Source organism: Rhodobacteraceae bacterium M382, from assembly GCA_025141015.1.
Lineage (GTDB): Bacteria > Pseudomonadota > Alphaproteobacteria > Rhodobacterales > Rhodobacteraceae > Aliisedimentitalea > Aliisedimentitalea scapharcae.
The window spans coordinates 3,995,826-4,022,321 of record CP081098.1; the positions used below are offsets into that span (position 1 = coordinate 3,995,826).

A 26,496-nucleotide genomic window follows, 5' to 3' on the forward strand; every position below is an offset into this window, starting at 1 on the left:
GGCCCAGGCCGAGCATATTATGACGCCCTTCGCACTGCGGGGGGCGTTTTCCGTTGGGACAGGCTGATTGCTGCGATCAATTCATCGCGTCTTGTGTACAGGTCACCTCTTGCCCGTCCGCCTGGATCAATGTTGCGTCATCCCCCTGGACCCAGAACGTCGTGTTTGCATGGGTATACTTGCTGCCGGACCCCGCAGGCGTCCCGGTCAGAACGGCACCGCCACCCAGCCAAGTCAAACCGGCGATTGCTTCGGGAGCCGAGATAAAGACAACGCTCACAGGCACGTCCATGCCCTCACAGACGTAGGGAAACGGACCGGTCGAAGCTCCGTCTTCGCTGCGGGCATCTGCGAATTCCGTTCGGATTTCACCAATCCGCAGCACGTACTCTTGCAAAACACAATGCTCGACGCCCAAACTGGACTTCCAACAGTCGTTGCGACCCTTGACCCAACCGCGTTGAAACGCCCGCAGGTCGTGCACTCTGTCATCCGTCATATTGGGGCCTTTGACGGCCAGGCTGTACACACGCGTCAGCTCCCGGTCCAAAGCGCTGAGAGTTTCAGAAGCACAGACGGCATCTTCCGCGGTGCTGTCTGCCTTGGAGCAGTCAAAAGATGGCCCCTGCGCCCAGGCAGGGCCGATGCCAGCCCCAATCCATGCAAGGCTTGCAATCAAAGGTATCATCCGCGCCATTCAAACGTCCTTTCCGAACCAACTCCACTGTCTGAGCGATATAGGTCCAATCCCCAAAAAGAAAACGCGCGCCGGTTGTGGCGCGCGCTTCTATTCAGCAGTGATGGCTGGCTTCAGACGCCGGCATCGACAATCGCCTGGGCCAGGATCGGCACGGTCTTGGCATTCAGACCAGCAATATTCAGACGGCTGTCGCCGACCATGTAGATGCCGTTGTCTACCCGCATCTTCTCGACCAGATCCGGCGTGGTCCCAAGCAGCGAGAACATGCCGCGGTGCTGCGCAATAAAGCTGAAGCGGTCCGATCCGGTCAGGCGCTGCAGCTCATCGGCCAGACCCTGACGCAGTGTCAGCATCCCCAGCCGGGTCTCTTCCAGCTCGGCTGCCCAATCGGCCCGCAGGGCTTCGTCGTTCAGAATCATCGTCACCAGCCGGGCACCGTGATCCGGCGGGAAGGAATAGTTCTGGCGATTCAGGAACGCCAACGTCTGTTGGTTCAATGCCTGACCACCGGCGTCATTGGCCACGGCCATCAACAGACCCGTCCGTTCGCGATAGATGCCAAAGTTCTTCGAGCAGCTGGCCGCGATCAGCGTTTCGGGACAATTCGCAGCGACCAGACGCACGCCCAGCGCGTCCTCTTCCAGACCGTCGCCAAAGCCCTGATAGGCGATGTCGATCATCGGGATCAAACCGCGTTCGTTCAACAGGTTGATCACCTCCTGCCACTGAACCGCGTTCAGATTGGCACCGGTCGGATTGTGACAGCAGCCGTGCAACAGGATCACGTCACCCTTTTGCGCGGTCTTCAGATCTTCGATCATACCGTCAAAATTCACACCCCGGGTTTCCCGGTCGAAATACCGATACACGACTGTTTCGATGTTCAGGTAATTCAGGATCGACACATGGTTGGGCCAGGTCGGGTCGGACACGAACACGCGCGCATCGGGATTGGCCATCTTGATCAGCTCAAACGCCTGACGCACAGCACCGGTACCGCCGGGCGTGGCAGCTGCGGCCACATTGCCGCGTTCGACCGCATCGCCCAGAATCAGTTTGATCATCGCATCCGAATAGGCCGGGTCACCGGCCAGCCCCACATAGGCCTTGGTCGTTTGCTCTTCCCACAGCTTGTGCTCGGCTGCCTTGATGGCGCGCATCACCGGGGTGACGCCTTCGGCATTCTTGTAGACACCGACTCCCAGGTCGATCTTGTTCTCACGCGGGTCTTCGCGGAATGCCTGCATCAGCATCAGGATCTTGTCAGCAGGCTGGGATTTGAGATTTTCGAACATCAGTTCTCTCCGGTTGCAACGGGAAGTGTCGGGAAGGCACCCCATTCGGACCAGGACCCGTCATACAACGCATGATCGGTCTTGCCGATGCGCTCCATGGCGAGGCTGAGAATGGCAGCGGTGACACCCGATCCACAGGTGGTAATCGCGGGTTTGGACAGATCCACGCCAGCGGCATCAAAGGCCGCGCGGATACCGTCAGCATCCTTCATTGTGCCATCAGCGTTCAACACGTTCTGAAACGGCACATTCCGAGAACCGGGAATATGACCGCCGCGCAGCCCTTCGCGCGGTTCAGGATCAATCCCGGCAAAACGCCCGGCCGATCGGGCATCAATGATTTCGTGATCGCCCAGCTTGGTTGCGGCCGACACCTGCGTCACGTCCCGCACCATATGGTTCTGAACCCGGACCGTCATGTGGCGGTCGCGGACGATGGGCGGCATATCCTCGGTCGGATGACCTTCGGCCTGCCACTTTGGCAACCCACCATCCAGCACCGCGACGTTGGTCTGACCCATCAGGCGGAACAGCCACCACACGCGCGCTGCCGAACGCACCCCAGACCCATCATAAATCACCACCTGATGGCCATCTCCGACACCCATCGCGCGCAAACGGGACATGAATTTTTCGACCGGCGGGACCATGTGCGGCAATTCCGACCGATGATCGCTGATGTCGTCGATATCGAAAAAACGGGCACCGGGGATATGGGCCGCGTCATACTCGGCTTTGCCGTCTCGCCCCTCCTGGGGCAGATACCATGATCCATCCAGAAGCCGAAGATCCGGGTCCTTCAGGTGAGCAGCCAGCCAATCTGTGGATACCAATGTTTTCGGATCATCAAACATGCGAGCGTCCCCTTCCTATGCGCGTTCACAGGCCTACTACCGGCAGGCCAGAGTCGCAAGGGAAAGGGGCCGAAATCGGGCCAGATCGGGCTGTTCACTCCGATATGAGGATCACTTTCACCCTTGCCGCCCAGCCCCCTGGCCGCTCGTACCATATGCGGTTCGTGCCAACGCACAGCCGCCCCCAAAGAGATCGCCCAACCAACCGTCGGTCTGCCCGACCTTAACGCGCGTCCTTGAGCAACCGCTGCTTTTGGCGTCCCCAATCCCGTTTGGCTTCGGTTTCGCGTTTGTCGTGGTTCTTCTTGCCTTTGGCGATGCCGATCTTGAGTTTCACAAACCCCTTGTGATTGAAGTACATCACCAATGGCACCAGGGTCATCCCCTTGCGCTGGGTCGCATTCCACAGATTCGATAATTCCTTGCGCGAAACCAACAGCTTACGACGACGACGTTCTTCGTGTTTGAACATCTTGGCCTGCTCGTAAGGCGCGATATAGGAATTCACCAGCCACAGCTCACCGTCTTCCACCGCAGCATAGCTTTCTGCGATGTTCGAACCACCTTTGCGCAGGGATTTGACTTCCGACCCTTCGAGTATGATCCCACACTCGATATCGTCATCGATTGCGTAATCGTAACGTGCGCGGCGGTTCTCCGCGATGACTTTGTAATTCGGATCAGATTTCGTTTGGGCCATAGGGCGCAGATGTAAGCGCGTTATGGCCGCCTTGCAAGCCACCCGCTGGGCAATTCCCGACGCTCAGACATCGCCTGTGGGGGTCGTTTGCTGGGAATAGTGATGCATGTTCAAAAAAGCCGCCCCCGACTCGCCCGTGCGATATCCATGCGGCAGATCAGCAGCGAACCTCAGACCCTGCCCCGCCAGCAATGGCACCCATTCCCCGTTCTTCAACACATCGACCGCCCCCTGAAGCACAAACACCTCTTCTGTCACACCATTGGCGTGGGCGTCCGACTCGTAACTCTGCCCCGGACGCAATGCCACGTGAAAGGTCTCAGCCCCCAGCTGTGGGTCAAAGGGAAAGACAATCTTGACCTCGATACTGCCCGGAAAGGTCACCGTCTGAAAGACACCTGCGCGGGATCCGTCCACCGGGGTTGCCGTGCCTATCAATGCACTGAGCGGCAGTTGGAACCCTTTGGCGATCTTCCACAGCGTCGAAATGGTCGGGCTTGATTCGCCGCGCTCGATCTGGCCCAGCATGGCCTTGCTGACGCCGGTCTGCTCCGCCGCCTTGGACAGGCTCAGACCTGCCGCCGCGCGAACATCCCGAAGATTGAGCGTTATCTCGTCCGTTTCCATCCGTGTACCCTGCGAATTATCTTGTGCGTTATAACGCACATGATGTAGCGTGCGTTATAACGTCCGCAACCCTACCGCATGGTCAGACCGAGAGAAACCCGGATCTTGCGTTTGGACAGGACAGACCTGACAACCAGCAGAAACGGCCCTAATGTCGGCCGCAATCGACTCGACAACAGCCCGTCGCGGCCACAAGGGAACCAGCGAAATGCCAATGTACCGATCAAGAACCTCCACCCACGGCCGCAACATGGCCGGTGCGCGCGGCCTGTGGCGGGCCACCGGCATGAAGGATGACGACTTCGGCAAACCGATCATCGCCATCGTCAATTCGTTCACCCAATTCGTTCCGGGCCACGTGCACCTGAAGGATCTGGGCCAGATGGTCGCCCGCGAGGTCGAAGCCGCAGGCGGTGTCGCCAAGGAATTCAATACCATCGCCGTAGACGACGGTATCGCCATGGGCCACGACGGGATGCTCTACTCCCTGCCGTCGCGCGAAGTGATCGCGGATTCAGTCGAATACATGGTCAACGCCCATTGCGCTGACGCCATGGTCTGTATCTCGAACTGTGACAAGATCACGCCCGGAATGCTGATGGCTGCCATGCGCCTGAACATCCCGGCAATCTTTGTCTCCGGCGGCCCGATGGAAGCCGGCAAGATCGACATGGCTGATCTTGACCTGAAAAAAGTCGACCTGGTCGACGCCATGGTGGCCGCAGCCAGCGACACCTATACCGACGAACAGGTGCAACATATCGAAGAGAACGCCTGCCCGACCTGCGGGTCGTGCTCGGGCATGTTCACTGCGAACTCGATGAACTGCCTGGCCGAGGCGCTGGGTCTGGCGCTGCCCGGCAATGGCTCGACCCTGGCGACGCATTCCGATCGCAAGCATCTGTTCCTGGAAGCCGGTCGCAAGATCGTCGAGATCACCAAACGCCATTATGTGGGCGAAGAAAAAGGCCTGCTGCCGCGCGAGATCGCGACATTCGAAGCCTTTGAAAACGCCATGAGCCTGGACATCGCCATGGGCGGATCCACCAATACGGTTCTGCACCTTTTGGCCATCGCCCATGAAGGCGAAATTGATTTCACCATGACCGACATGGACCGACTGAGCCGCCAGGTCCCCTGCCTGTGCAAGGTCGCCCCCAATACCGCCAACGTCCATATGGAAGACGTGCACCGGGCGGGTGGCATCTTCTCGATCCTGGGCGAATTGTCCCGCGCTGGCCTGTTGCATGGAGATGTGCCCACGGTTCACACCAGCTCGATGGCCGAAGCGATTGCCAAATGGGACATCAAGGTCGCCAACAACCCCGAAGCCGAAGAGCTGTTCAAGGCAGCACCCGGCGGCGTGCGCACCACCCAGGCGTTCAGCCAATCCAACAGGTTCAAGGAATTGGACACCGATCGCGAAACCGGGATTATCCGAACCAAGGAACACGCGTTCAGCCAGGACGGCGGCCTCGCGGTACTGTTCGGCAATATCGCTTTGGACGGGTGCATCGTGAAAACAGCTGGCGTGGATGACAGCATTCTGAAATTCACCGGCACGGCGCATGTCTGCGAAAGTCAGGACGCCGCTGTCAGCGATATCCTCACTGGCAAGGTCAAGGAAGGCGCCGTGGTGGTCATCCGCTATGAAGGCCCCCGCGGCGGTCCCGGCATGCAGGAAATGCTGTATCCAACCAGCTACCTGAAATCCAAAGGCCTGGGCAAAGCCTGTGCCCTGTTGACCGACGGACGGTTCTCAGGTGGCACATCGGGGCTGTCGATTGGCCATGTGTCTCCCGAAGCGGCCGAAGGCGGTACAATCGGTCTCGTCGAGCAGGGCGATGTCATCGAAATCGACATTCCGAACCGGACAATTCATCTGGCTGTTGACGATGAAACGCTGGCCACCCGCCGGAGCGCACAGGACGCCAAAGGGTGGGAACCCGCCGAACCACGCAAACGCAAAGTGTCTACCGCGCTAAAGGCCTATGCCAAACTGGCCACCAGCGCCGCCAAAGGCGCTGTACGCCAAGTGTGACGCACGCACTCCGGCCCGTTTTCCAGCGGGCCGGAGCCGCCGGGCCAAAAACTTTTCGGGAAAAGTTTTGGCCAAAGTTTTGCTAAAACTTTGGCACCGCGGCATCAATCGCCGAGCTTTGCATGCACTTCGTTCAAATCGATTTCTCCTATCGGCATCTTGTTGCCAGGATTCTCGACATCATATTTGAACAGTTCAAAGTCCCGTTTGAAGATCTCATAAACCAGATGCATTGACAGATCGTCGAAATAATCTTCGACCGGGTGCAACCGCTTGGGCCCATGCCCCTCGCTTTCGTTGAACCGCGGAATATCTCCCAGATCGACCGGATGTTGGGTTTCGATCGAATCCAGAACCTCCTGCATGCCTTCATTGAACTGTTCGGTCCAAATGATCTTGTCATAGGTTCCGCCGTTCCAGATAAAGGTCGAGACATGCCCTGACATGGCCGACCAGTGGATATCAGGCTCCATCGGCCGGCGAAACCGAATGCTGTCGCGAACAAACAACAGAAACCGGCGAAAGCTCTTGATCTGGTCGAACTCCTGCTTGCCGTCGTCGCCGCCAACCTCGATCCCGTAATCATAAATCAGCTTGGGCACCAGATTGCCACGGTACCGTTTGCCGTTGCGTTGAATGCCACAGATCTTGTCGAAAAACGAACTCAGGATCCGGGTATAGGGGTTGCGCACACAGGTGAACGCATAGGACCGGTGCCCCTGTACGTTGCGGGTGATCGGCCCCTGGCTGCCTTCCAGCGCCCATTTGTGAAGCCCGGTCTTGGCATCATGAATATCGCCATCAAAAAAGACACCATGATCCGAATAATGCAGGATTTGTCCAATGGTGGAACAGGCACATTTGGGCACCACCCGATACACAACACTTTCGCTTTCGGTCATCCAGGTCCCGGGAAATCCCATATGCGCGCTCTCCTCTGATGCCCCTGCCCCATAACGTGGGGTCAATTGGGTTGCTTGTTTGTCTGACAAATTATCTTGTTTATTCAATCACTCTCAACCTTTATCAAGGTAAACAATGACAAGAAACCGGAGTGCTTCGTTTCCGAGATGGCAAAAATCGCCTATATCCTGCTTTGCCACAAGGACCCTGAGGCCATTGTGAAGCAAGCCGAACGCCTGACGGCGGCCGGTGACTACATGGCAATTCACTTCGATGCCCGTGCCAAACCCGAAGCTTACAAGCTGATCCGCGAGGCTCTGGCAGACAACCCCAATGTCACCTTTTCCCGCAAGCGGATCAAATGCGGCTGGGGGGCATGGTCCCTGGTTCAAGCGACGCTTTATGCCGTAGAGGCGGCCGTCGAGGAATTCCCCCGCGCGACCCATTTCTACATGTTGTCCGGCGATTGCATGGCAATCAAGACCGCTGAATATGCGCATCATTTTCTGGACAGCAACGATTACGACTTTATCGAGAGTTTCGATTTTTTCGAAAGCGACTGGATCAAGACCGGGATCAAGGAAGAACGGCTGACCTATCGCCATTACTTCAATGAACGCACGCACAAGAAACTGTTCTATGCCGCATTCAATCTGCAAAAACGGTTGGGTGTTTCGCGCGAGATCCCGCATGATATCCAGGTGCAAATCGGATCCCAATGGTGGTGCCTGCGTCGGCGCACGGTCGAATGGATTCTCGAATTCACCCGCACCAGAAAAGACGTCATGCGTTTCTTTCGCACAACCTGGATTCCGGATGAGACGTTTTTTCAGACGCTTGTACGCCATCTGGTACCAGAAACCGAAATCCAGGCGCGCACACTGACGTTCCTGATGTTCACCGACTATGGAATGCCGGTGAATTTCCATAATGATCACTATGACTTGCTGCTCAGCCAGGATTTCCTGTTCGCGCGCAAGATCAGCCCCGAAGCGGTCGAGCTCAAGGCCCGGCTCGGGCGGCTGTATGCGGCGCATGATGTCGATTTCCAGATTTCGAACGAAGGCCGCAGCCTGTATAAATTCCTGTCCGGCAAGGGGCGGATCGGACGCCGGTTTGCCATGCGGTTCTGGGAAACGGAAAGCACCCTTGGGCGTGAACGCGAACTGCTGATCGTCGTGTGCAAGAAATGGCATGTCTCAAAACGGATCCTGGAACAAATCCGTCATGTGACCAACATTCCCTGCATTGAATACCTTTTCAACGAAGAAGGCACCCCTCTCCCCGATCTTGGGGGTATCCAGTCGTCGCTGGAAAAACGGACCCGGCATCGGCGCGCCCTGATGCGCATGTTATTTGAATATTATGAAACTGATCGGTTGCTGGTCTGCATGGACCCGTCCAATCTGGACTTGCTGCACGACTTCTTTTCGGACCGCTCCGTCACCCGGATGCTGCACGTGGAATGTGAATTCACCGATGAATATCTGATCGGGCATGCGCACCGTGTGGGGTTGGCAGGCGAACGCACGCCGCAGGCCACGCTGGAACGGCTGCTTCCCACAATCCGCAATGACATCGTGCACGAGGCCGATCGCATCCGCGATGCCGGCTTTGCCCGCCATTATCGGGTTCACCAGTCCGACAGCCCGGAAGAGAATGCGGGCAAATTCCAGGACTTCCTGACCATCCCGCCCGATCAGGCCCTGCGCCTGGCCCAAACCGACCATTTGTTCGCGGATTGACCGGCGGATTTCTTGCCCGCGGGGGCAGAATCGCCCGCCCTCGCCCGCCGCAAAACCCGCTCCACGTCGCAAAACATCCGGCGGAATCGGCTTTGCGGCACGGCCAACAACCGCTTGGTCGCTTCCCGACCCGGAGTCTTCGCAATTGGACTTTGCAAGGGACAGGAGGATACGCTAACACTGAATGATCCGGCGCCGGATTTCGGCTGCCAAAGGGAATCCGGTGTCACGGCCGCAACGCTGTCATTCCGGAGCCGCCCCCGCGACTGTAAGCGGTGAGCGCCTGTCCAATTGCCACTTGATCCTTTTGGATCGGGGAAGGCGGGCAAAGCGCCATGATCCGCGAGCCAGGAGACCTGCCGGGTAACGAACGTACAACACCGTCGGGTGCGACGGCAAGGAGAAGACAAAATGAACGCGCAAGCGACCACCGTTTCCCAGTCCCACAGCAAAGCCGGTTTTGGCATTGCTGTTTTTGCAGCTCTGATCGGTTTGGCCATCGTGTCGATCACCGGCCACGTTCAGGCGTCGACCCTGCACGATGCAGCCCATGACGTGCGTCACGCGACCGGCTTCCCCTGCCACTAAGCTGATGTTCACACGGATTTTGACCAGCGCGTTGTTCGCTGGTGCTGCAGCAGGGCTGATAACCGCCCTGCTGCAGTTGTATTTTGTACAGCCTGTTCTGCTGCATGCCGAGCTGTACGAAGGGGGGGATCTGGTTCATTTCGGGTCGTCATCAACGGTGTCGGCGCATCAGGACGTGGGCGGTTTTGAGGCCGTGCGCGACGGGTTGAGCGTGGTCTTTACCATGCTTGTCTACTCCGGCTATGCAATGGTTCTGGTGGCGCTGATGTCCCAGGCCGAAGAGCGCGGTGCCACCATCAATGGGCGCACAGGTCTGATCTGGGGTGTCGCGGGCTTTGTCGCTGTGCATTTCGCACCCGGGTTTTCGCTTGCCCCAGAAGTTCCCGGTGTTGCCGCCGCCGACGTTGGTGACCGCCAGATCTGGTGGTTCGCCACGGTGCTGACTGCGACCCTGGCCATGTGGTTGATTGCCTTTGGCAAATCCTGGACCGCCTGGGGGGCTGCTGCGATCCTGTTGCTGGCACCGCATGTGATCGGCGCACCGGAACCTGCGGTGTTTACCGGTCCTGTCCCAACGGAAATCGGGGCCCATTTTGCCGCACGCGCCTTTGGCGTTGGCATGGTTGCCTGGGTTCTGCTCGGATGTCTGGCCGGATACTTCTGGCAACGCGAAGGCACAGGCTCGGCCAATGGTCAGGCCGCCTAAATCGCGGATTTGACCGTCGGTCCCTATCGCTCTGCGAGCGTCGCCACTCTTGGGGGCGCTCGTCTCATTTTTTCGGACCCCAAGGACCAGATACCATGGATCGCTCCATTCCCCTCCTGCTGATCGGCCTCGTTTTTGGTGGCGGCATCGGCTTCACCATTGCCGCCGGAAATGGGATCACTTTTGACGGCCACGACCATGGCGACCCCGGCCAGCACGGTGGCTCAACAGCACAACATGCCGACGCGACCTCTGGGCACGGGGCTGGGAACGGATCTGGGCACGGATCCGGCCACGACCACGACGAAATGGTGTCTGTCGCGGACGACGGCGCAGCACCAACGCTGACGCTCGCCGTGCACAAGGATCCTGCCGCTGGCTGGAATCTCAACATCCAGACAGAAAATTTCCGCTTTGCACCTGAAAACGCCTCGACCGCACATGTAGAGGGCGAAGGGCATGCCCACGTTTACATAAATGGCGTCAAACTGGGCCGCTATTACTCAGATTGGCTGCATCTGTCTGCCCTGCCCAAAGGCCAGGTCGAGGTCAAAGTGACCCTGAACAGCAATGATCACAAGATGCTTGCCGTGGGTGCCACACCTTTGAGCCAGGCGCTGACAATCGAGAACTGATCACTCCGCAACGCTGCCGCCCCTGTGCTGCTACCCCGTGCTGCCGTCTGTCGCGCGCGATCAGGCACCGCCTGGGCCGGTTTACCGGGTCAGGCGGTGCCTGGCCCAACGGGTCCTGGCGTATCTCTGATGCGTGTGGACCGGGCGGGAGCCCCCCGGGGCTGCCCAGTCTCAGCACAGGGCCGCGATCCGCCCCTTCAGGCAAAAGCGCAACCGACCACAAGGGCGCGCATCCTCGATCCACCCCTGGGGGGCGTCCAGATAGACCCCGACCGTTTCCAGAATATCCGACCGATCCGTCTCGGGCTGAACACCTGCAAAGAAATAGGTGGCCCGCCCTGCCCCCTGCAACGCCATCGTGGTCGGGTTGGCACATCCATTCAGACACGCCTGATCGCACAGCTGAACCTGTCCCGGCCAACGCAGGTCCAGCGCCGCCTGCAACCCGTCGCGAAACGACCGGTCCGCTGCCGACTTGCAGGTCGTGCACAGCACCAATTGCACCTGAGTTCGGATCTCTGTCATCGGGTTGCTTACTTCGACTTCCAGCTGTCCAGCCACCGACGGATCCGGCCCCGGCGTTCCGAAATCGCATCCCCCGCCGCATAAAGACTGTCTTCGACATCCTCGATCATCGGATCAATACGGGCCTGCCGGAACCGGCGCCACCGCACCCAGATCGCCCAGACAATGCCAGCGAGAATCGTCAGAAAGACGATATTGAACCAGTTGACCGGGCTGTGATCGGGCCCCGCCACAGGTTTGATCGAAATCGCATTCGGAAAGATCGACAGGAATTCATTGCGCCAGCCATAATGCATGACCGACACCCACTCGGGATCCGATTTGGTCGAAATCCGGTCATTCGCTTCGGTATACAGGTTGGCGGTGTCGAACTTGAAATAGAACGGCCAGCCCCACCCGGTATCTTCATTGCGATAGACAATTGCCCGGTTGCTGGGTCTCACCGCCTGAATGAATTGAACGTCGCGGCTGATCAGGTTCACCGACTGATCATCCGGAACCGCCCAAAACATCCGGGTCCAGTCGTTCAGCTCCTGTCGTTCTTCATAGGTATTGACGATCCGCACCGTGTCATGACTGGGCAGCGCATAATGCAGGACTGACCCGACGGTGCCCCAGAAGAGCAGAATGATCGCCCATTTGATATAGACCATGGTTTGAGGTCCTCACATAAAATTCCGAATATAGATCAAGGCCACGATACCCGCCCACGGCACGATATAGACCCCGAGAATAAGCTTGCGGCGAAACGAGGCATCATAGCGTTTCAACCCGCGTTCAACAAAGATATCCTTGTCGCCCTTCATGGCGTCCTTCTTGTCCCAATGCGCCTCAAGCTTGCCTTTGCGCACCGACCGGGAATAGAGCGACAACCCGATATAGGCAATCGTCTGAATGAACAGCAGGACAACAAGCAGGCGAAACAGCGCAAACATCTCAACGTCTCCTTACAGCACCCCAGGGACCGACGCGGTCGATCAGGTCATCGCGACGTCCCGGCTTTGGGGGCGGCTCCGGGGTGCGGCCGCTCATGTCGGGTTCATGTCCAAACAGTGCCGCGCGTGCCCCCGCCTTGTCCACCGCATATTCCGAGGCCAGAAACTCTGCAACATAGGCTTTCTTGGGCTCGGGCCAGGTGCTGTAGGATTCATAGAACAGGGGTTTGTGGCAAATGAACAATTGGCGGATGTCCAACGGACACAGCTCTGCCAAAAGCATATTGACCAGATCCCGATCCGGCGTGTCCGCAGCGCGTAACGTATAAAAATACCCGGGGTGATCCGAACTGACCCGCGGCCACCCGCCGCCGGTTTCCGCCCAACGAACCATGGCAGCCAACAGATCGTATTCGACCGGCAATTCCCCAACATGCGCCCGCGCCAGCCGCCGCAAATCCGATCGCGACCGCCCGGCCAGATCCAGGCCCTTGCGGCCCAGCGTATCCGCGACAATGAAATCCATCTTTTGGCGCAGGATCGCCGCACCATCCACACCGCGCGCCTTGACCACCGGTTCGGCCAACCCATTATAGTCCAGAAATTTGGCAATCCGGTTTCGGTCGCTCATGTCAAAGACGTATTTGATCGGCAGCTCCTCTGTCGGCCGTGGCCCGCTGGTGATCATCGCGGGGTGGTCCACCCCCTGGAACAGATAGATCCCGCCGAAATGCGCCGTCCAGAAATTGCGCTGCTCGAATGTTTCATGCTTCAGGTGCACAGGGTTGCGGGACACATCACCGGTCTGCTTGGCCGTTTCGATCATTTCGGCGATCAATACATCGTCAAACCAGCCATCCTCCTCGGTCTTGAACCGTTCGACCAGCCCGGCAAGGTGATCGGCCTGGGCAATGGTTCCCCTGGTCGTGTCGGCCTCGACCCGGATCTGACGGATGTCGAACAGGCGCGCAGGTGTCTCAACGCTGAACACCGAATTGACCAGTTCGCCCGCCACGGCATCTGTGGCGGTCAGGGCAAACAGCTGCGCCAGATTGCGCGCGATGAACTGCTGCAGGATATCCCGGCTGGTCGAAAATTTCGCGTCCAGCAGCGGCGCATTCTTCTGTTCGGGTGTGAGCAGAATGAACTGCCGATTGACCCCATTGGGATTGAGATACAGCGGATCGCCCAGCTCCTGCGCGATCTCGGGCGAAAACCCGGAGATGTCGATGTGAAAATCGCCAAGCCCGGTTTGCCTGCCAGACAAATGCTCCAGCGCCCGGTTGTAACGGTCAATCAGGGCAGGGCTTGAGACATGGATCAGGTTACCAAACATCAACCCGTTCTGGATGAGACGTTTCACTTTGCTTTCCCTTCAGAAATGTCCCTGTGCAGAATGATCACAGGCCTGTCCTCCAATTCAACCAGACCCTGAAAAGGGACCGCTGGTGTGCCCAATCTACCACCAGCCCAGTCTAAACGAACCACAGACCCAAATGATACATCACAGTCTGGCGCTCAATCCCAATTTTACACCACCCCAATTTTACACCACGCAAACCTTCTCAGAACGCGGCAACGCGGGTTGGACGTTCGGGGCAACATCTCTGTCCGGTCGCCGCATCTGACGTTTCATGTTCCTGAAATAAATGAATTCAAAGAGTGGATTACAAGGCAACGCATCTTTTCGCCGCAGGCTTTGCCCTATGGCTTGGCACTGCAGTTCCTGCTTTGCGCGCCGTATTGAGGCAAGGCAGCCCACCCAGGGACGCGCAGTGGTGGCGGTGGTGGGGTGAATTACTGGGGGCCAGAGGTGACAGGTTACATCCTCAGATCAACAGATCGAATGTGTCCGTTCCGATCTGGATGTTGATCGCGCTTTGGCCGCCGCCATCGACCAGCGCCCAGATGATCTGTTCGGTGGGTTTGTAGATCACGAACGCCTCTTGCACCGTGTCATCGCCTGACCGTTCGCCCACGTCATTGGCGGTATGGGCCAGGTTGACCTGGAAATCGCTGGCCGTGGCGGGGACACCGCCCCAAAACAGCACGTCGCCTTCGGTGGACAGGTAATCCTGCAGCCAGTCCGATCCGTGGCCCTCGACACCGGCATGGAAGAACTTGTCCGCGCCAGAGCCGCCATTGATCCGGTCGCTGCCAAAGCCGCCATTGACAAAATCATTGCCCGCACCGCCAAACACCAGATCGGAAAACGCCGAGCCGGTGATCACGTCGTCGCCGTCCTGACCCTGCAGGTCATCAACACCCGCGCCACCGGCGATGGTATCGTTGCCCGCCTGACCAAACACCTGGTCGTTGCCCGCGCCCGCGTCCACGCTGTCATCGCCCGCTCCGGCAAAGACCACATCGCGCAGGTCAGCATCCGTGGCCCCGCCCTGAATGGTGTCATTGCCTTCGCCACCGTTCAGCGTATCGGCGCCATCGCCCCCGTTGATGATGTCATTGCCGGCGTTCCCGACCAGACGGTCGTTGTCGCCCAGACCGGTGATCGTGTCGTTGCCTTCGGCCCCGATCAGAACATCGCGCCCCGGTGTCCCCGTCAGGTTCAACGCGCCTGGCGTGATCGGACCTGTGGCAGCGCTGGTGACGCTTTCATCCGTTCCAAAGGTGTCCGTATAGGTGAACACAACCGAAATCTGGCGGCCCACATCGTCGGATGTCAGGGTGTAGGTTTCATTGGTGGCACCCGCAATCGGGGTGCCATCCCGCAGCCATTGTCCGGCTTCGGTCGATTCGTTGATCCCGTCGGCATCCGCAACCCCCGACGTATCCGCAGTGAGCGTATCGCCGCTTTTGGTGCCACCCGAAATCGTCACGGCCCCGGTTGGCAGATCGTTGACATTGGCCACCGCAACCGTCGCCGCGCTGGTCACGGTTTCAGCCGTGCCCGCATTGTCGGTATAGCCAAAGCGGTACGACATCTGCGCCCCCACATCGGCCTGCGTCAGCGCATAGGTCGTCGACGTCGCACCAGCCACCGCGACACCATCGCGCAACCATTGACCCGACAGGGTCGCCGCATTGATCCCATCCGCATCGCTCACACCAGAAGGATCCGCCGTCAGCGTCCCCCCCTGCTCGGCCGTGCCGCTGATCACAACCGCTCCAACCGGCGCATCATTCACATCCGCAACAGCCGACGTCGGCGCGCTGGTCACGGTTTCATGGGCACCAAGGCTGTCCGTGAAGGTATAGACCACGGACAGGCGTGAACCGACGTCCTCCTGGGTCAGGACATGGCTGGATCCGGTGCTGCCGTCGATATCGACACCGTCGCGTTGCCATTGGAACCCTTCGGTGCCCGCCACGATCCCATCCGCATCGCGGACCGATGAAATGTCGGCCACAAGGGTCCGCCCCTGCACCGGGGGCAGACCGTCAATGACAACCCCACCTTCCGGCGCAGCGGACACCGCCTGCAGCTCATAGGCTCCCAGGTCGACGATACCGCCATTGTCCACATCGGGTAAATTGATGGCGCGCGGCGCGCCGGTGGCGTCGGTCTCCACGCCTTCGAATTGCCTGCCCAAATCCAGCGCCGGATTGGTGACACTGGGGTTCAACGCGACCGTCTGAACCGACCCGCCATTGTCGGCCAGGACACCACCGCCGTCGGGCCCCACGGCAGCAAACACCTGTTGTGCGTCCCCACCCACCAGGTTCTGGCCCTCCTGCGTGATGTCACCGGCAATTTCCGCGTCCGTGCCCGCAGAATTCCCCAGAACCAGAGACAACGTCAGAGTGGACGTCTTTGACGGCAGATTATAAATCCCGCCGCCGCTCTGCGTTGCCGAATTTCCGGTCACAGTGCTGTTTTGAAGCGTCAGGCTTCCCCGATTGTGAATTCCGCCACCATCGCCATCGGCAGCATTATCCGCAACCGTGGTATTCATGAGAAACAAACGCCCCAGATTATAGGCACCGCCGCCGCCCAAACCACCTTTGACGTTGGAGGACACGGTGCTGTCGGTCAGATAGACATAGGCGCTGCGATCGGTAAAAACACCGCCATTCTGGTTGCCTGACAACGTGCTGCCATCAAAGGACACCCGGGCGACTTGTCCGGCAAAAACACCGCTGCCACCATTGGACAGGCTTGAGACATTGGTCAATTGAACCGTTGCTCTTGTCGGGAAATACCCGGATCCAAAGTTCCCGTGGACGCTCAGCCCGTTGCCCTCGTTGTTTCTGCTGACAACATCGTTCACATGCAGATCGGTCGCCCCTCCATAGCCAAAGGAACTGAACACGGACAAACCCGCCCCGCCATTGTCGAACATCTCGCTGTTGCTGACGGTTGCCGTGTCGCAGTTGTACAGGCGCAAACCAGAATTGTCATTCCCGTACAGGGTCAGGTTTGAAAGGCTCAGGGTTTCAACACTGTTGAAAACCAGACCGTTTCCCGCACCGGTCACATTGATCGCGCTGACCGACACGACGTCGCCGCTGCTTTCAAGCGCCGTATAACCGCCATTGCCGTCCAACGTCAGATCGGCAGTGCCATCCCCGTCAAAATCCCCGCTAAGCGTGATGCTGGACGACGACACCAACGGCGTGCCATCCAAAACAATTGTCGTGTCATTTTCAAACGCTTCGCCGACCCCGGAGGCAAAAGAAATTACGCTGTGATCCGGGTCAAGATCAGCAAAGGCAAGCGCCTCTCGCAACGACGTCTGATTGTCAAAGGGGTCGACCACATCCAATGCGGTCGTAACCGTCAGGCTGCCCGGTTCGACAGGCGGAAAATCACCCTGTGCCTCGACAGCACCTGAATCGGCAACCCCACCGTTATCCACCCCAAAATAATCAATGACGCGCGGTGCACCCGTCGCGTCCAGGTCCAAACCCGTGATCGCGTCGCCAACATCTATGGCGGGATTGTCCGCCGTCTCCTTTAGGGCGACGGTCTGAACCGGCCCGCCATTATCGGCAAGCGCCCCGCCACCATTGGCGTCCAGAGACTGAAACACGTCCGATACGACACCCGAAACAATGGTGCCATCCCGGATTGCAAAGGCATCGCCATATGACTCGCTGCCAGTTGCCGCTGAATTTCCCAGAATGATGGTATTCGTCGCATCCGCACGACCCGAAACATAGGTCCCACCCGTATACAGGCCACCGCCAAAACCGGTTGCCGTGTTCCCGGTAATCGTTGTGTGGACCATCGACACAACGTCGGAATTGTAAATGCCGCCACCATCGCGCGCCGCATTGCCCTGTATCGTGGTATTGGTCAGGCTCAGCGTGCCGCTGTTGGAAATGCCGCCGCCCCCAAGGTCGGCTGTATTGCCCGAAACCGTGCTCGACTCGAGCGTCAAACTGCCCGAATTTCGAATCCCGCCGCCCGCAGTGACCGCAGTACTGTCGCGAACCGTGCTGTCCCTCAGGATCACGGTGGCGTCTTCGGAAATGGCAATGCCACCACCGGAGTCTGCATGCCCCCCAGCGACGGTCATTTCCGTCAACGTGACCGCGCCGCTGACGATATTCAAAACCCGGTCAGAGCCGCTGCCCTGCAAGGTGATATCGGCACCGGGAACGTCATTGAGTCCACCGTCCAGCGTCACATCCTGGGCAATGTCCAATTGCCCCAGAGACAACGTGATGGTTTCGCCGGCCAACAGCGCATCAAATTCGATCAGATCCGCCCCCGGTGACGTTTCCGCCTGCTGCACGGCCTCGCGCAGCGACGTCACCCCGTCTGTCGCGTCGATCGTATCCAGATGTGTTGTAACAACGAAAGAAGCCATTTGGTCTCCGATTTTTACGGGTCAAAACGAATTGCAAAAAATATTGGACGCGCGTTAATTCCGCTGTGCACCCCGCCGCAATTGAAAGGGCCGCATTCAATTCTGTCAACCAGCCGCGCATGTCCGGCCATTTGTTTTACAAACTATTTATGTACGCAGTCTCACCGACCCGTTTCAATCAGAAATATATCACTGTATCGGCAAATATAACAGCCTGCCCAGTGTCGCACTTCACCGTGATTTTCCCGCTGATATTGGCCGTTTAATCCCTTTGACGCCAGCCGCCTCCCGACGCGACCCCATCCAAAATCTCTATGGGTCAATGACGCCCGGACGGTCAGGAAAGACAGCAGTCCCAGCTTTCCGCCCTGTCTCCGCGGATGGCTCCCGGTTTTCGGGCGGATTCGAAACAATTCGAAACGCGCTGGATTTCTGCAAATCCTGCCAAAACGCCTGTTGCGAATATCGTTCGAATAAATCCGGGGGCAGAATGGTTTCGCGCGGGCGGGGTTTCACCTCAGGGTGGACACGATGCAGCCCATCCAGACCCAGGGTCTGGTCAAAGGTCGGAGCGTCAAAGTCTATGGCCTTGAAATCATGTTCAAACGGGTCTTCACCCAGAAATTCATAAATCAACTGAAAGACTTGGACCGGTTGATGCACAAGCAGGTCGTATTCAACGATCACCAAACGATCCGCAAATTCGGAATAACACGCCTCTCTCAGGGCGTGCCACGGATAGCCAACCAGACTGTTGGCCTGTGCCAGCGCGGCAGTCCGCGTATAAACGGTCGATCGCTCCCCCTCTGTCTGAAAAAGACGCGTGTGTTCAAATGCATTCTGGCGGAACTGCCGTTCCATCGAATCCATGATCCACGCCACATCCCGGACCAGACACACAACTTTTGCATTGGGAAAAACCTGCAACAGCGCGGGGAGCTTTGCGGTCCATGCCCGGTTGGTATCAAAAATCACCTCTTCTGTCTGCTCGGCATAATAGCTGTCGAACAGCCCGCGCAGCAATCTGGCCCGCTGGGCCTGGGTCACCATGGTGCTCAGCTCGGTTCCCGCCGAAACCTGCGCAATCATGCCGTCGAACAGGCTGGCAATCGGGCTTGTCATTCCGGCATGAAACCGTGGGTTCTGGCGCAAAATCGCAGCGGCCAATGTGGACCCCGAACGTGGCAATCCAGAAATAAAGTGAAACTGTCTATTGTCCATTTTTCTTCTCATTTCAACGGTGCCAAATTCAGATGTCACCGAAACCGAATTGGACCTGACCAATTGTCTGTTCATCGGTTCAACTCATTTTAAAAATCGTACATCGGACCGGATACAGTCGCAATTTCTTAGATCAAAAAGACCGGCGCATCCAAATTCGGCAATTGCCACGCGGCCCTATCCGTTTTGTTGACCCCGGCAGGTTTTATTCCTCCCCTTTGCTGCACCGCCTTTATGCAACGGCCCTGGCGCGCACGGGCCCGAAACAACAGCGGCAGCAGTTCAGGAGGTGCCCCCCAAATAGCGCCGCTTGGCCTCTGCCTGACGGCCAAAATCCCGCACCATCGACTCGATCGCAACCTCGTCTGATTTATCGGCATAACGGAATTCGCTATCGGCATAACGATTGATTTCCTGGATCACCATTTCGACAGTGATCGGAACCCGAAGCTCCGAAATCATGGCCATTTTGGTGTCATAGTCGCGGAATAGAAACAGTTCAGGGTTTTCCATCCACGCGTCCGGCAGCTCGAAATCCATCGCCCGGACCTTGACCGCATCGGTGATATTCTTGATCGCACGACCGGTAAATCGGTCGTCGGCGTCCTGAATGGCCTTGAGATAGGTTCCCAGCTTGGCAATCGTATCCAGGTCACCGATCTGATCATGAACCCTGTCAAAGACCGCCATCAGCCCGGCCTCCTGCGGTCTGGAATGGGCGGCAAAGCTGCGGGCGACGGCCTTTTTGATTTCCTGCGCGGCATAGGCGTCGTGTTCGCCCAGCGGGATGTTGTGGTTGCGGCCCATCAACAGGTTGAGGATGTCGATGTAATCCTCGCGCGTTTGCGGCCCATCAACCAGAAACCGTGCCCCGGCGCGCTGACGCAGGGCATCATCGACGTTTTCAGGATAATTCGAAAACATTCCGAACGTGCAATTGCCCCGCACTACGGTATTGGCCCCGGCAAAGCTCTCCATCAGAACGGCGGTGATTTCCAATTGCCCGGCCGATGACTGACGATCACCGCGTTTGCCGGCCAATTGGTCGATATCATCGATGGTGCCGAACCCGATCGCTGCGGGGTCAATGATCGTGTTGATGAACGCCTTGGCGTTCTGGCCGGATTTCCCCTGATAACTGTCGATGTTTTCGGTGCTCAGGTTCTGATAGCGGAACGGATAGCCTGCCACCTTGCAATACTCATTGATCAGCCCGGCCATCATCTGGATCAAGGTGGTCTTGCCCGTCCCCGGTTTGCCATCGCCCATAAAGGTGAAAATGAAGCCGCCCAGTTCGGCAAACGGGTTCATTCGACGGTCGAAATCATAGGCCATCAACATCTTGGCCAATCGCATGGCCTGATATTTGGCGATATGGTTGCCCACCACCTCGTGCGGTTTTTTGAACGTCATGGTCAACGTGGTGGATTTGGCCTTGGTTGCCGGTTCGAACCCGCGAAGGGTCAGATCATCCGCCTCGATCCGCCAGGCCGCCCCGGTAAACGGGACAAGACGCGGGGCGGTCTGTGCCCTCAGCGCGGCCTTTTCCATCACCTGTTCGCCATAGGCGGCCACGGTGGCGGCCATCTGGGCATCGTCCTGCGCATAAAACGCCAGCTTCTGGTCAACCTCCCACAGCGCCCCATGCAACGCGAGCTGGGCGTTATCCGTCAGAAACTCTTCGGCTTCCCCGGTTTCGACCTGCGTTTCTCCCAGATGCGGGGCCAGCAAAAACGCCACCGCATTGGCCCAGACATGGGCCACAACCAGCGCCTCGGCGCTGAGAAGATCACCGAACTCCGACTTGCGGTCCGCGGCCAGGGCACCGGACAAATTGGCCCGTTTCAGATCGCCCAGCCCAGAGGCATCGCAAAACTGTTCCCCCATCGCCAGAGCAATCGCCAACGCCCGGCGCAGGCTGTGCATGACCGTGGCCTGAAGCGGCGAGGTCAAGGGATCACCACCGTCCGCGGCCTCGATCCGCTCGATCAGATGGACCCCTTCGGGTCGGGCGGTCGACCGGGTGACCAGACCCGGTGTCGTGGATCGAAACCGACGCCGGGGGGCAATGCCGGAACTGCGTTGCTCGGCCTTGGCGGGCGTGCGCGCTTTGGCGCTGCGCGGCGTGTGATCAAAGCCATCCAACAGGGCGGCGGCGGCATCGTAATGCGCGCGAATGTCGTCTTCGCGCAATTCCATCTGATCGGATGTCAGGCTCATGAGGTAACGCCCCTCCTCTTCATCTCGCTCAAAAACTCCCGCCGGAGGCTTGGTCCGGCAGGACCAATCAATATCGCAACACCTGGCCTGCTGCGCTCACCACGTATTTGCGCACATCGGCAAAGCCCGGCGGGTTCAGGTCCACCAGCACCTGAAACGGGCGTTGCGGCACAATGATTGACCGCTGTGTGCGGGTCGCCCCGGTGTCCGCGCCGCGACCGCCAAACGGGTCCAACGCAAACACTTCGCGTTCCACGGTCGAAAACCACCCGGCGCGCTCTTCGTTCACCCGTTCGCTTTCCAGCTCTTCCAATGTCCACGCCAGGGCCCAATCCTGCCCCTCCGGGGCCTGCGCCTGTGCCAGAACCTGCCGCAGCGGTCCGCTTTGTTCGGTATAGGCCGAACTGTACATCGGTCCCACATGCAACCGGCGCAGCCGTTTGGGGTGCAGATCATCAAAATCGCCATCAAACCCCTTGGCAATCGTCACCAGCTTCAGCGCTCCCAGGGATTGCGCCATCAGATGCGCCTGGACTTCGGGCCAGCGGCGTTGATCTTTCGGCAGCGCCACCTTGCCGGAATCTTCCAGCTCCATCATGTAAATGACCGGCAGGTTGATCTGGCTGTCATAGACCGCCCAATGCAACAGGAACCGCCGCCTGTCCCCATCATTGCCCAACCATTCACAAACCGGATCATTGCGGGACCAGAACAGATCCGCCCTGAGCAGCTCCTGATAATAGAGCCGCTGCGACAGCGCGAATTGCAGCTTGGTCGGCAGCTCCCGGTCCGAAATGATGGTGCGCACCATCTGGTCCTTCAGATCGCTTTCCGACGGCATGTTCTCCAGATGCCGGGCCGCCTGTTGGGCATCATTGGCCATCGTCATCAGCTCTGTCACCACAGGAAAACCGCTGTCGCGTTTGTCCATCGCCAGCGACCCAAAAAACCGTCCCGTTTCGCGCCCCACCAGCAGGTATTTCATGCTGAGCGCCCGAAAGGTATAAGTCAGCGATGTCAGATACCCGGTCAGAACTTTGACGTCAGACTTGCTCAGCGCACCATCGGCCTGCATATACCCCGCCACCCGCGCCAGATGGCTCGTAATCGCCCCGAACTTGCGAAAATACCGGCGCGAGGCAAAGGTATCGGTCAGCCCGGCATGGTCCACAGACGTATGCGTGCGGTCTGTCATTGGGCGCGCTGGCAATAGGCCACGTCGATCTTGTCTTGATAGCGTTTGACCTCAAAGCACCTGAAATAGCTTCCCGCCATCTGCCCCTCCACGACACGCCAATGCGTCATGATCACTTCGCCGCGCTCGGTCTGGCCGATCGAAGATCCGACAAGATCCGCGCCAGCAACAGCGAGCTTGGCCGAAGACATGCCTTCCACCGTATTCCAGGATTGTTCAGCCATGCCCTGCCCAGCGCCCAGCGCTACGGCTGCGCTGAAAACCGTCAACAAACCGCGCATGTTCACCCCCCATACAGGTTCTTGTCGTGTTTCTCGACAATCTGCGAAAACCGGCGGGCGAACCGTTCGTCGGCCTTGGCTTTTTTCTCCAACACGTCGCGCGCGAACACCATATGGTCCTCATGCGCCTCCAGCATGTCGGCCATCTTCTGGTTGGTCGCGGTGCCGATGGCGGCCATGGCGGTTTGCGCCTCCTTGTCGGTCTGCACGCCGATTTCGTTGATGCGGTGCGCAATGTCCTGCTGCTGTGCGGTTTTCAGCGATTTGGTCAGCGCGTCATACAGCACCACCCGCTGGGCCGTGTCGGTCTGCAGCTTGTTGATCAGCACCAACTGGGTCGCCGCCTGATTTTGCAGCGAATCCACCCAGGTCTTGCCCTTTTCGATATAGCGTTCCAGCGTCTGGGATTTGGCCAATTTGACCTGCTCGTCCTGGACCAGGGTGTTGTATTGGGTATTCAACGCCGCCAATTCGGTTTCCAGCTTGGTCCGACTGGCCGCGTCCTGTTCCACGGAAATCTTGTTTTCCAGCTCAATGATTTTTGGGTCCATACCCAGAATGTCGGCCCGCACCTTTTCCAGCTCCGAAACGGTGACTTCGCGGTCATCCAACGTTGAACTCAGGTTGGTCTGCACCTTTTCCCGCTGCTCTTCGAGCACCGACAGCTGCCCTTGCAACAGCTGCACGATGACGTCGGACTTGGCGATCAGGTCCTGCAATTTGTCGTCGATATTCGCAGTGCGCATCCGCTCTTGGCGCAGCGAATCCGATTTGCCCTTGCTAAAGATGCCGACAAAGCTCTCCCACCCGGTTTTCGACCGCATTTCGTCGAAATCCTTGGAAAAGGCGCTGGTCACATCGTCCAGCCCCATGATCAGCTCCGCAATATTGGCGTTCATGACTTCGGTATGGGCGTGTACGTCTTCCAGCGTGGCATTTTCGATGTCGATACTGGCGTCTTCCCCCGCTTCGATCTTGGCGCGGGCGCTTTCGATCCGGCTGGTCAGACCTTCGATCTGCGCCTGTGATTCCCGCACCTTGCGCTGACTCTCTGCAATCATTGCCTCGAACTGGGCCCCGGCCATCAATCCCTCCTGTTACTGCGTGTGCCGCACTCTATGAGATAGGAAATGTTTATCCCCTTTACATCCCTCAGGCGGCTGAAATCTCGAAAACAAACTCGCAGATACTGTGGCAAACACAGATGAGAAAAGAAAGGGGAATGCGCGTGCGCCTCTGTCATGGCCCGGTCGTGCCCGTCTCACCCAAATTGCTTTTCTGTGTTAAGGTGTCCCTAGAAGTCATTTTAACAGGAGCTTGAAATTCAATGTGCGACATCTGTGTCATGAATGCTGTAAAAGACCGAATGATAACCCGCCGGACCTTGTTCACAGGTGCGGCCATGGCCGGTGTGGCCGCGACATTGGGCACCGCCCAGACCTCCCCGGCGCTCGCCATGGGCCATGGCAGCGCCCAGGATATGACCCATACGCTCAGCGCTGATTTTCCAACCTATTTCGGAACGCCCGGCATGTCGTCCGATCAGCCGTTCAATTTCAAGGAGCACGGCTTCAACGTGTTCAATCTTCAGATCAATGAACACACCGGCACCCACATCGATGCACCGCTGCATTTTTCCGCCGACGGGGCATCGGTCGATGAAATCCCGGTCAGCCAGCTGCTCGCACCGCTATGTGTCATCGACATCGCAGCCAAAGCCGCCGAAAACCCGGATGCTCAGGTCACACCCGACGACATCAAATCCTGGATCAGCACCCATGGCGACATTCCCGCCAATGCCTGCGTTGCCATGCATTCGGGGTGGGGCAGCAAAACCGACACCGACGCGTTCCGGGGGTTTGACGGGCAGGCCATGCATTTCCCGGGCTTTCACGTCGAAGCCGCCCAGATGTTGATGGATGAAACCGGCGCGACCTCGATGGCGGTGGATAGCCTGTCGTTGGATCACGGTCCCTCTGCCGATTTTGCGGTGCATTATGCCTGGTTGCCGTCCGGCCGGTTCGGCATCGAAAACCTGGCCAATCTGGACAAGGTCCCGGCAAGCGGCGCAACCCTGGTCATCGGCGCACCAAAACACAAAGGCGGCTCAGGCGGACCAGCCCGCATTCTGGCCCTGGTCTGACCCGCCAACACCGCGCACATGCGGCAGTCGAATGCGGCACGCTCAGGCCGCGGAATCGTCTTCCCCGTGCGCGGTGACGGTGCTATATCCTGTGCGGGCTCACAGGCGATGGCGTCGCCAAAGAGCACGACTCTTGCCCGCCCCCACGCTCCTGTACGCCGGGACTTTCAATCGGGAGATTGAGGGCCCCGCCTTTCGTCTCCCCCAATACAGGAGGCGCTCCATGGCCTGGTCGCCGGACAAAACCGAAGTCAAAAGCTGGAATGAATGGGACACGCTGCGCCACGTGATTGTGGGCCGCGCCGATGATTGCCACATCCCGCCCGAAGAACCCGCACTGGACGCCAAAGTCCCCGAAGACAGCGACATGCGTGGTCAATGGGGCCGCCGCCCGCAGGAAACCATCGATCGGGCCAACGAATTGCTGGACAATTTCGCCGATCAGCTGCGCAAGCGCGACATCAAGGTCGACCGCCCGGTCTCCATTGACCACGCCCAGCCGGTGACCACCCCCGACTTTCACACCGACAGCCAATTCGGCTGTATGCCGCCGCGCGACGTGTTGCTAACCGTGGGCCGCGAAATGCTGGAAGCAACGATGTCCTATCGCTGCCGGTGGTTCGAATACCTGAACTATCGTCCCCTGCTGAAGCAATATTGGGAGGAAGATCCCCGGTTCCGTCACGAAGCCGCGCCAAAACCGCGCCTGACGGATGCGGATTACCACCCCGATTATCTGAGCGAAAAAATCGGTGACGCCAAACGCCTGGAATGGGCCGCCGAAAAATTCTTTGTCACCACCGAAGAAGAACCCCTGTTCGACGCCGCCGACGTGCTGCGGTTCGGCAAGGACCTGGTGGTGCAGCACGGCTTTACCACCAACCTCAAAGGGATCGAATGGCTGCGCCGTCACTTCCCCGACCACCGTGTGCACACGGTGAACTTCCCCGGTGACCCCTACCCGATCCACATCGACGCGACATTCACGCCGCTGCGCCCCGGTCTGATCGTCAACAACCCCCAGCGTCGCCTGCCCGAAGACCAGCGCGAGATGTTCAACAAGAACGGCTGGGACATCGTCGATGCCGCCCAGCCCGCCCACAACACGCCACCGCCGCTGTGCTATTCGTCAACCTGGCTGTCGATGAACGTGTTGGTGCTGGATCCCAAAACCGTCTGTGTCGAAAAATCCGAAGTCTATCAGGCCGAACAGATGGACAAACTGGGCATGGAGGTCGTCGAGGTCGAGCTGCGTGACGCCTATGCGTTTGGCGGTGGTCTGCACTGCTGCACCGCGGATGTCTATCGCGATGGCGACTGCGAAGATTACTTCCCGAACCAGTAACGGCCCGGGTCAAAGACTGGAAAAGCCGCATCCCTGGATGCGGCTTTTTTTGTGCGCAACACC

The 26,496-nt window shown here is 58.6% G+C and carries 23 protein-coding genes and 1 riboswitch; of the genes, 7 read left to right on the plus strand and 16 right to left on the minus strand.

The window, feature by feature from the left end; genetic code table 11:
- Nucleotides 1–76 precede the first annotated feature (76 nt).
- The 5 genes from K3727_18510 to K3727_18530 form a co-directional block, all read right to left on the minus strand.
- A complete protein-coding gene (locus K3727_18510) occupies nucleotides 77–697 on the minus strand; it encodes an MliC family protein (protein ID UWQ90733.1) in 621 nt (206 codons plus the stop codon).
- A gap of 113 nt (nucleotides 698–810) precedes the next feature.
- Nucleotides 811–1,995: an aspartate/tyrosine/aromatic aminotransferase gene (locus tag K3727_18515; GenBank protein ID UWQ90734.1), complete on the minus strand. Its 1,185-nt coding sequence runs from the start codon at nucleotides 1,993–1,995 to the stop codon at nucleotides 811–813.
- Complete coding sequence (gene sseA / locus K3727_18520; GenBank protein ID UWQ90735.1) at nucleotides 1,995–2,849, minus strand: 3-mercaptopyruvate sulfurtransferase; 855 nt, start codon at nucleotides 2,847–2,849, stop codon at nucleotides 1,995–1,997. Before sseA ends, K3727_18515 begins: the two co-directional genes overlap by 1 nt.
- Nucleotides 2,850–3,072: 223 nt before the next feature.
- Nucleotides 3,073–3,549: an SsrA-binding protein SmpB gene (smpB, locus tag K3727_18525; GenBank protein UWQ90736.1), complete on the minus strand. Its 477-nt coding sequence runs from the start codon at nucleotides 3,547–3,549 to the stop codon at nucleotides 3,073–3,075.
- A 63-nt stretch (nucleotides 3,550–3,612) separates the two neighbouring features.
- Entirely contained in the window at nucleotides 3,613–4,176 is a 564-nt protein-coding gene (locus tag K3727_18530) for an XRE family transcriptional regulator (GenBank protein UWQ90737.1), read from the minus strand.
- A 208-nt stretch (nucleotides 4,177–4,384) separates the two neighbouring features.
- On the opposite strand from K3727_18530, the gene ilvD reads away from it, so the two are divergent.
- On the plus strand, nucleotides 4,385–6,217 hold the full coding sequence (ilvD, locus tag K3727_18535) for a dihydroxy-acid dehydratase (protein ID UWQ93450.1): 1,833 nt from the start codon (nucleotides 4,385–4,387) through the stop codon (nucleotides 6,215–6,217).
- Nucleotides 6,218–6,321: 104 nt separating this feature from the next.
- Here ilvD and K3727_18540 read toward each other — a convergent pair whose 3' ends face one another.
- Nucleotides 6,322–7,140, minus strand: a complete 819-nt coding sequence (locus K3727_18540; protein UWQ90738.1) for a sulfotransferase family protein — start codon at nucleotides 7,138–7,140, stop codon at nucleotides 6,322–6,324.
- Nucleotides 7,141–7,287: 147 nt separating this feature from the next.
- On the opposite strand from K3727_18540, the gene K3727_18545 reads away from it, so the two are divergent.
- The 4 genes from K3727_18545 (at nucleotide 7,288) to K3727_18560 (ending at nucleotide 10,794) form a co-directional block, all read left to right on the plus strand.
- The gene (locus K3727_18545) at nucleotides 7,288–8,865 is read left to right on the plus strand and encodes a beta-1,6-N-acetylglucosaminyltransferase (protein ID UWQ90739.1); all 1,578 of its coding nucleotides are present in this window, start codon (nucleotides 7,288–7,290) and stop codon (nucleotides 8,863–8,865) included.
- A gap of 173 nt (nucleotides 8,866–9,038) precedes the next feature.
- Nucleotides 9,039–9,244: riboswitch (cobalamin riboswitch) on the plus strand.
- Nucleotides 9,245–9,276: 32 nt separating this feature from the next.
- Nucleotides 9,277–9,453, plus strand: a complete 177-nt coding sequence (locus tag K3727_18550) for a CbtB-domain containing protein (protein UWQ90740.1) — start codon at nucleotides 9,277–9,279, stop codon at nucleotides 9,451–9,453.
- A 4-nt stretch (nucleotides 9,454–9,457) separates the two neighbouring features.
- A complete protein-coding gene (locus K3727_18555; GenBank protein ID UWQ90741.1) occupies nucleotides 9,458–10,159 on the plus strand; it encodes a CbtA family protein in 702 nt (233 codons plus the stop codon).
- Between the two features lie 95 nt (nucleotides 10,160–10,254).
- Nucleotides 10,255–10,794 carry a hypothetical protein gene (locus K3727_18560; protein UWQ90742.1) on the plus strand — a complete coding sequence of 180 codons (540 nt, stop codon included), beginning with the start codon at nucleotides 10,255–10,257 and terminating at the stop codon, nucleotides 10,792–10,794.
- 171 nt (nucleotides 10,795–10,965) lie between these two features.
- On the opposite strand, the gene K3727_18565 is transcribed toward K3727_18560, so the two are convergent.
- The 10 genes from K3727_18565 to K3727_18610 form a co-directional block, all read right to left on the minus strand.
- Nucleotides 10,966–11,319, minus strand: a complete 354-nt coding sequence (locus K3727_18565) for a DUF1636 family protein (GenBank protein UWQ93451.1) — start codon at nucleotides 11,317–11,319, stop codon at nucleotides 10,966–10,968.
- Between the two features lie 8 nt (nucleotides 11,320–11,327).
- Nucleotides 11,328–11,972: a DUF1523 family protein gene (locus K3727_18570; protein UWQ90743.1), complete on the minus strand. Its 645-nt coding sequence runs from the start codon at nucleotides 11,970–11,972 to the stop codon at nucleotides 11,328–11,330.
- Between the two features lie 12 nt (nucleotides 11,973–11,984).
- A complete protein-coding gene (locus K3727_18575) occupies nucleotides 11,985–12,254 on the minus strand; it encodes a hypothetical protein (protein UWQ90744.1) in 270 nt (89 codons plus the stop codon).
- A 1-nt stretch (nucleotide 12,255) separates the two neighbouring features.
- A complete protein-coding gene (locus tag K3727_18580) occupies nucleotides 12,256–13,617 on the minus strand; it encodes a hypothetical protein (GenBank protein UWQ90745.1) in 1,362 nt (453 codons plus the stop codon).
- Between the two features lie 466 nt (nucleotides 13,618–14,083).
- Entirely contained in the window at nucleotides 14,084–18,028 is a 3,945-nt protein-coding gene (locus K3727_18585; protein ID UWQ90746.1) for a right-handed parallel beta-helix repeat-containing protein, read from the minus strand.
- A 312-nt stretch (nucleotides 18,029–18,340) separates the two neighbouring features.
- Complete coding sequence (locus K3727_18590; protein ID UWQ90747.1) at nucleotides 18,341–19,249, minus strand: sulfotransferase; 909 nt, start codon at nucleotides 19,247–19,249, stop codon at nucleotides 18,341–18,343.
- 282 nt (nucleotides 19,250–19,531) lie between these two features.
- Nucleotides 19,532–21,469: an ATP-binding protein gene (locus K3727_18595; protein ID UWQ90748.1), complete on the minus strand. Its 1,938-nt coding sequence runs from the start codon at nucleotides 21,467–21,469 to the stop codon at nucleotides 19,532–19,534.
- 67 nt (nucleotides 21,470–21,536) lie between these two features.
- Nucleotides 21,537–22,664 (minus strand): hypothetical protein, encoded by a 1,128-nt coding sequence (locus K3727_18600; protein ID UWQ90749.1) that lies wholly within the window; start codon nucleotides 22,662–22,664, stop codon nucleotides 21,537–21,539.
- Entirely contained in the window at nucleotides 22,661–22,945 is a 285-nt protein-coding gene (locus K3727_18605; GenBank protein ID UWQ90750.1) for a hypothetical protein, read from the minus strand. The genes K3727_18600 and K3727_18605 overlap by 4 nt, the downstream gene beginning before the upstream one ends.
- 2 nt (nucleotides 22,946–22,947) lie before the next feature.
- Nucleotides 22,948–24,030 carry a hypothetical protein gene (locus K3727_18610; protein UWQ90751.1) on the minus strand — a complete coding sequence of 361 codons (1,083 nt, stop codon included), beginning with the start codon at nucleotides 24,028–24,030 and terminating at the stop codon, nucleotides 22,948–22,950.
- A gap of 242 nt (nucleotides 24,031–24,272) precedes the next feature.
- Between K3727_18610 and K3727_18615 the strand changes: the two genes are divergently transcribed.
- Nucleotides 24,273–25,088 carry a cyclase family protein gene (locus K3727_18615; protein UWQ90752.1) on the plus strand — a complete coding sequence of 272 codons (816 nt, stop codon included), beginning with the start codon at nucleotides 24,273–24,275 and terminating at the stop codon, nucleotides 25,086–25,088.
- A 223-nt stretch (nucleotides 25,089–25,311) separates the two neighbouring features.
- The gene (locus K3727_18620; GenBank protein ID UWQ90753.1) at nucleotides 25,312–26,433 is read left to right on the plus strand and encodes a serine/threonine protein kinase; all 1,122 of its coding nucleotides are present in this window, start codon (nucleotides 25,312–25,314) and stop codon (nucleotides 26,431–26,433) included.
- Nucleotides 26,434–26,496: the final 63 nt, after the last annotated feature.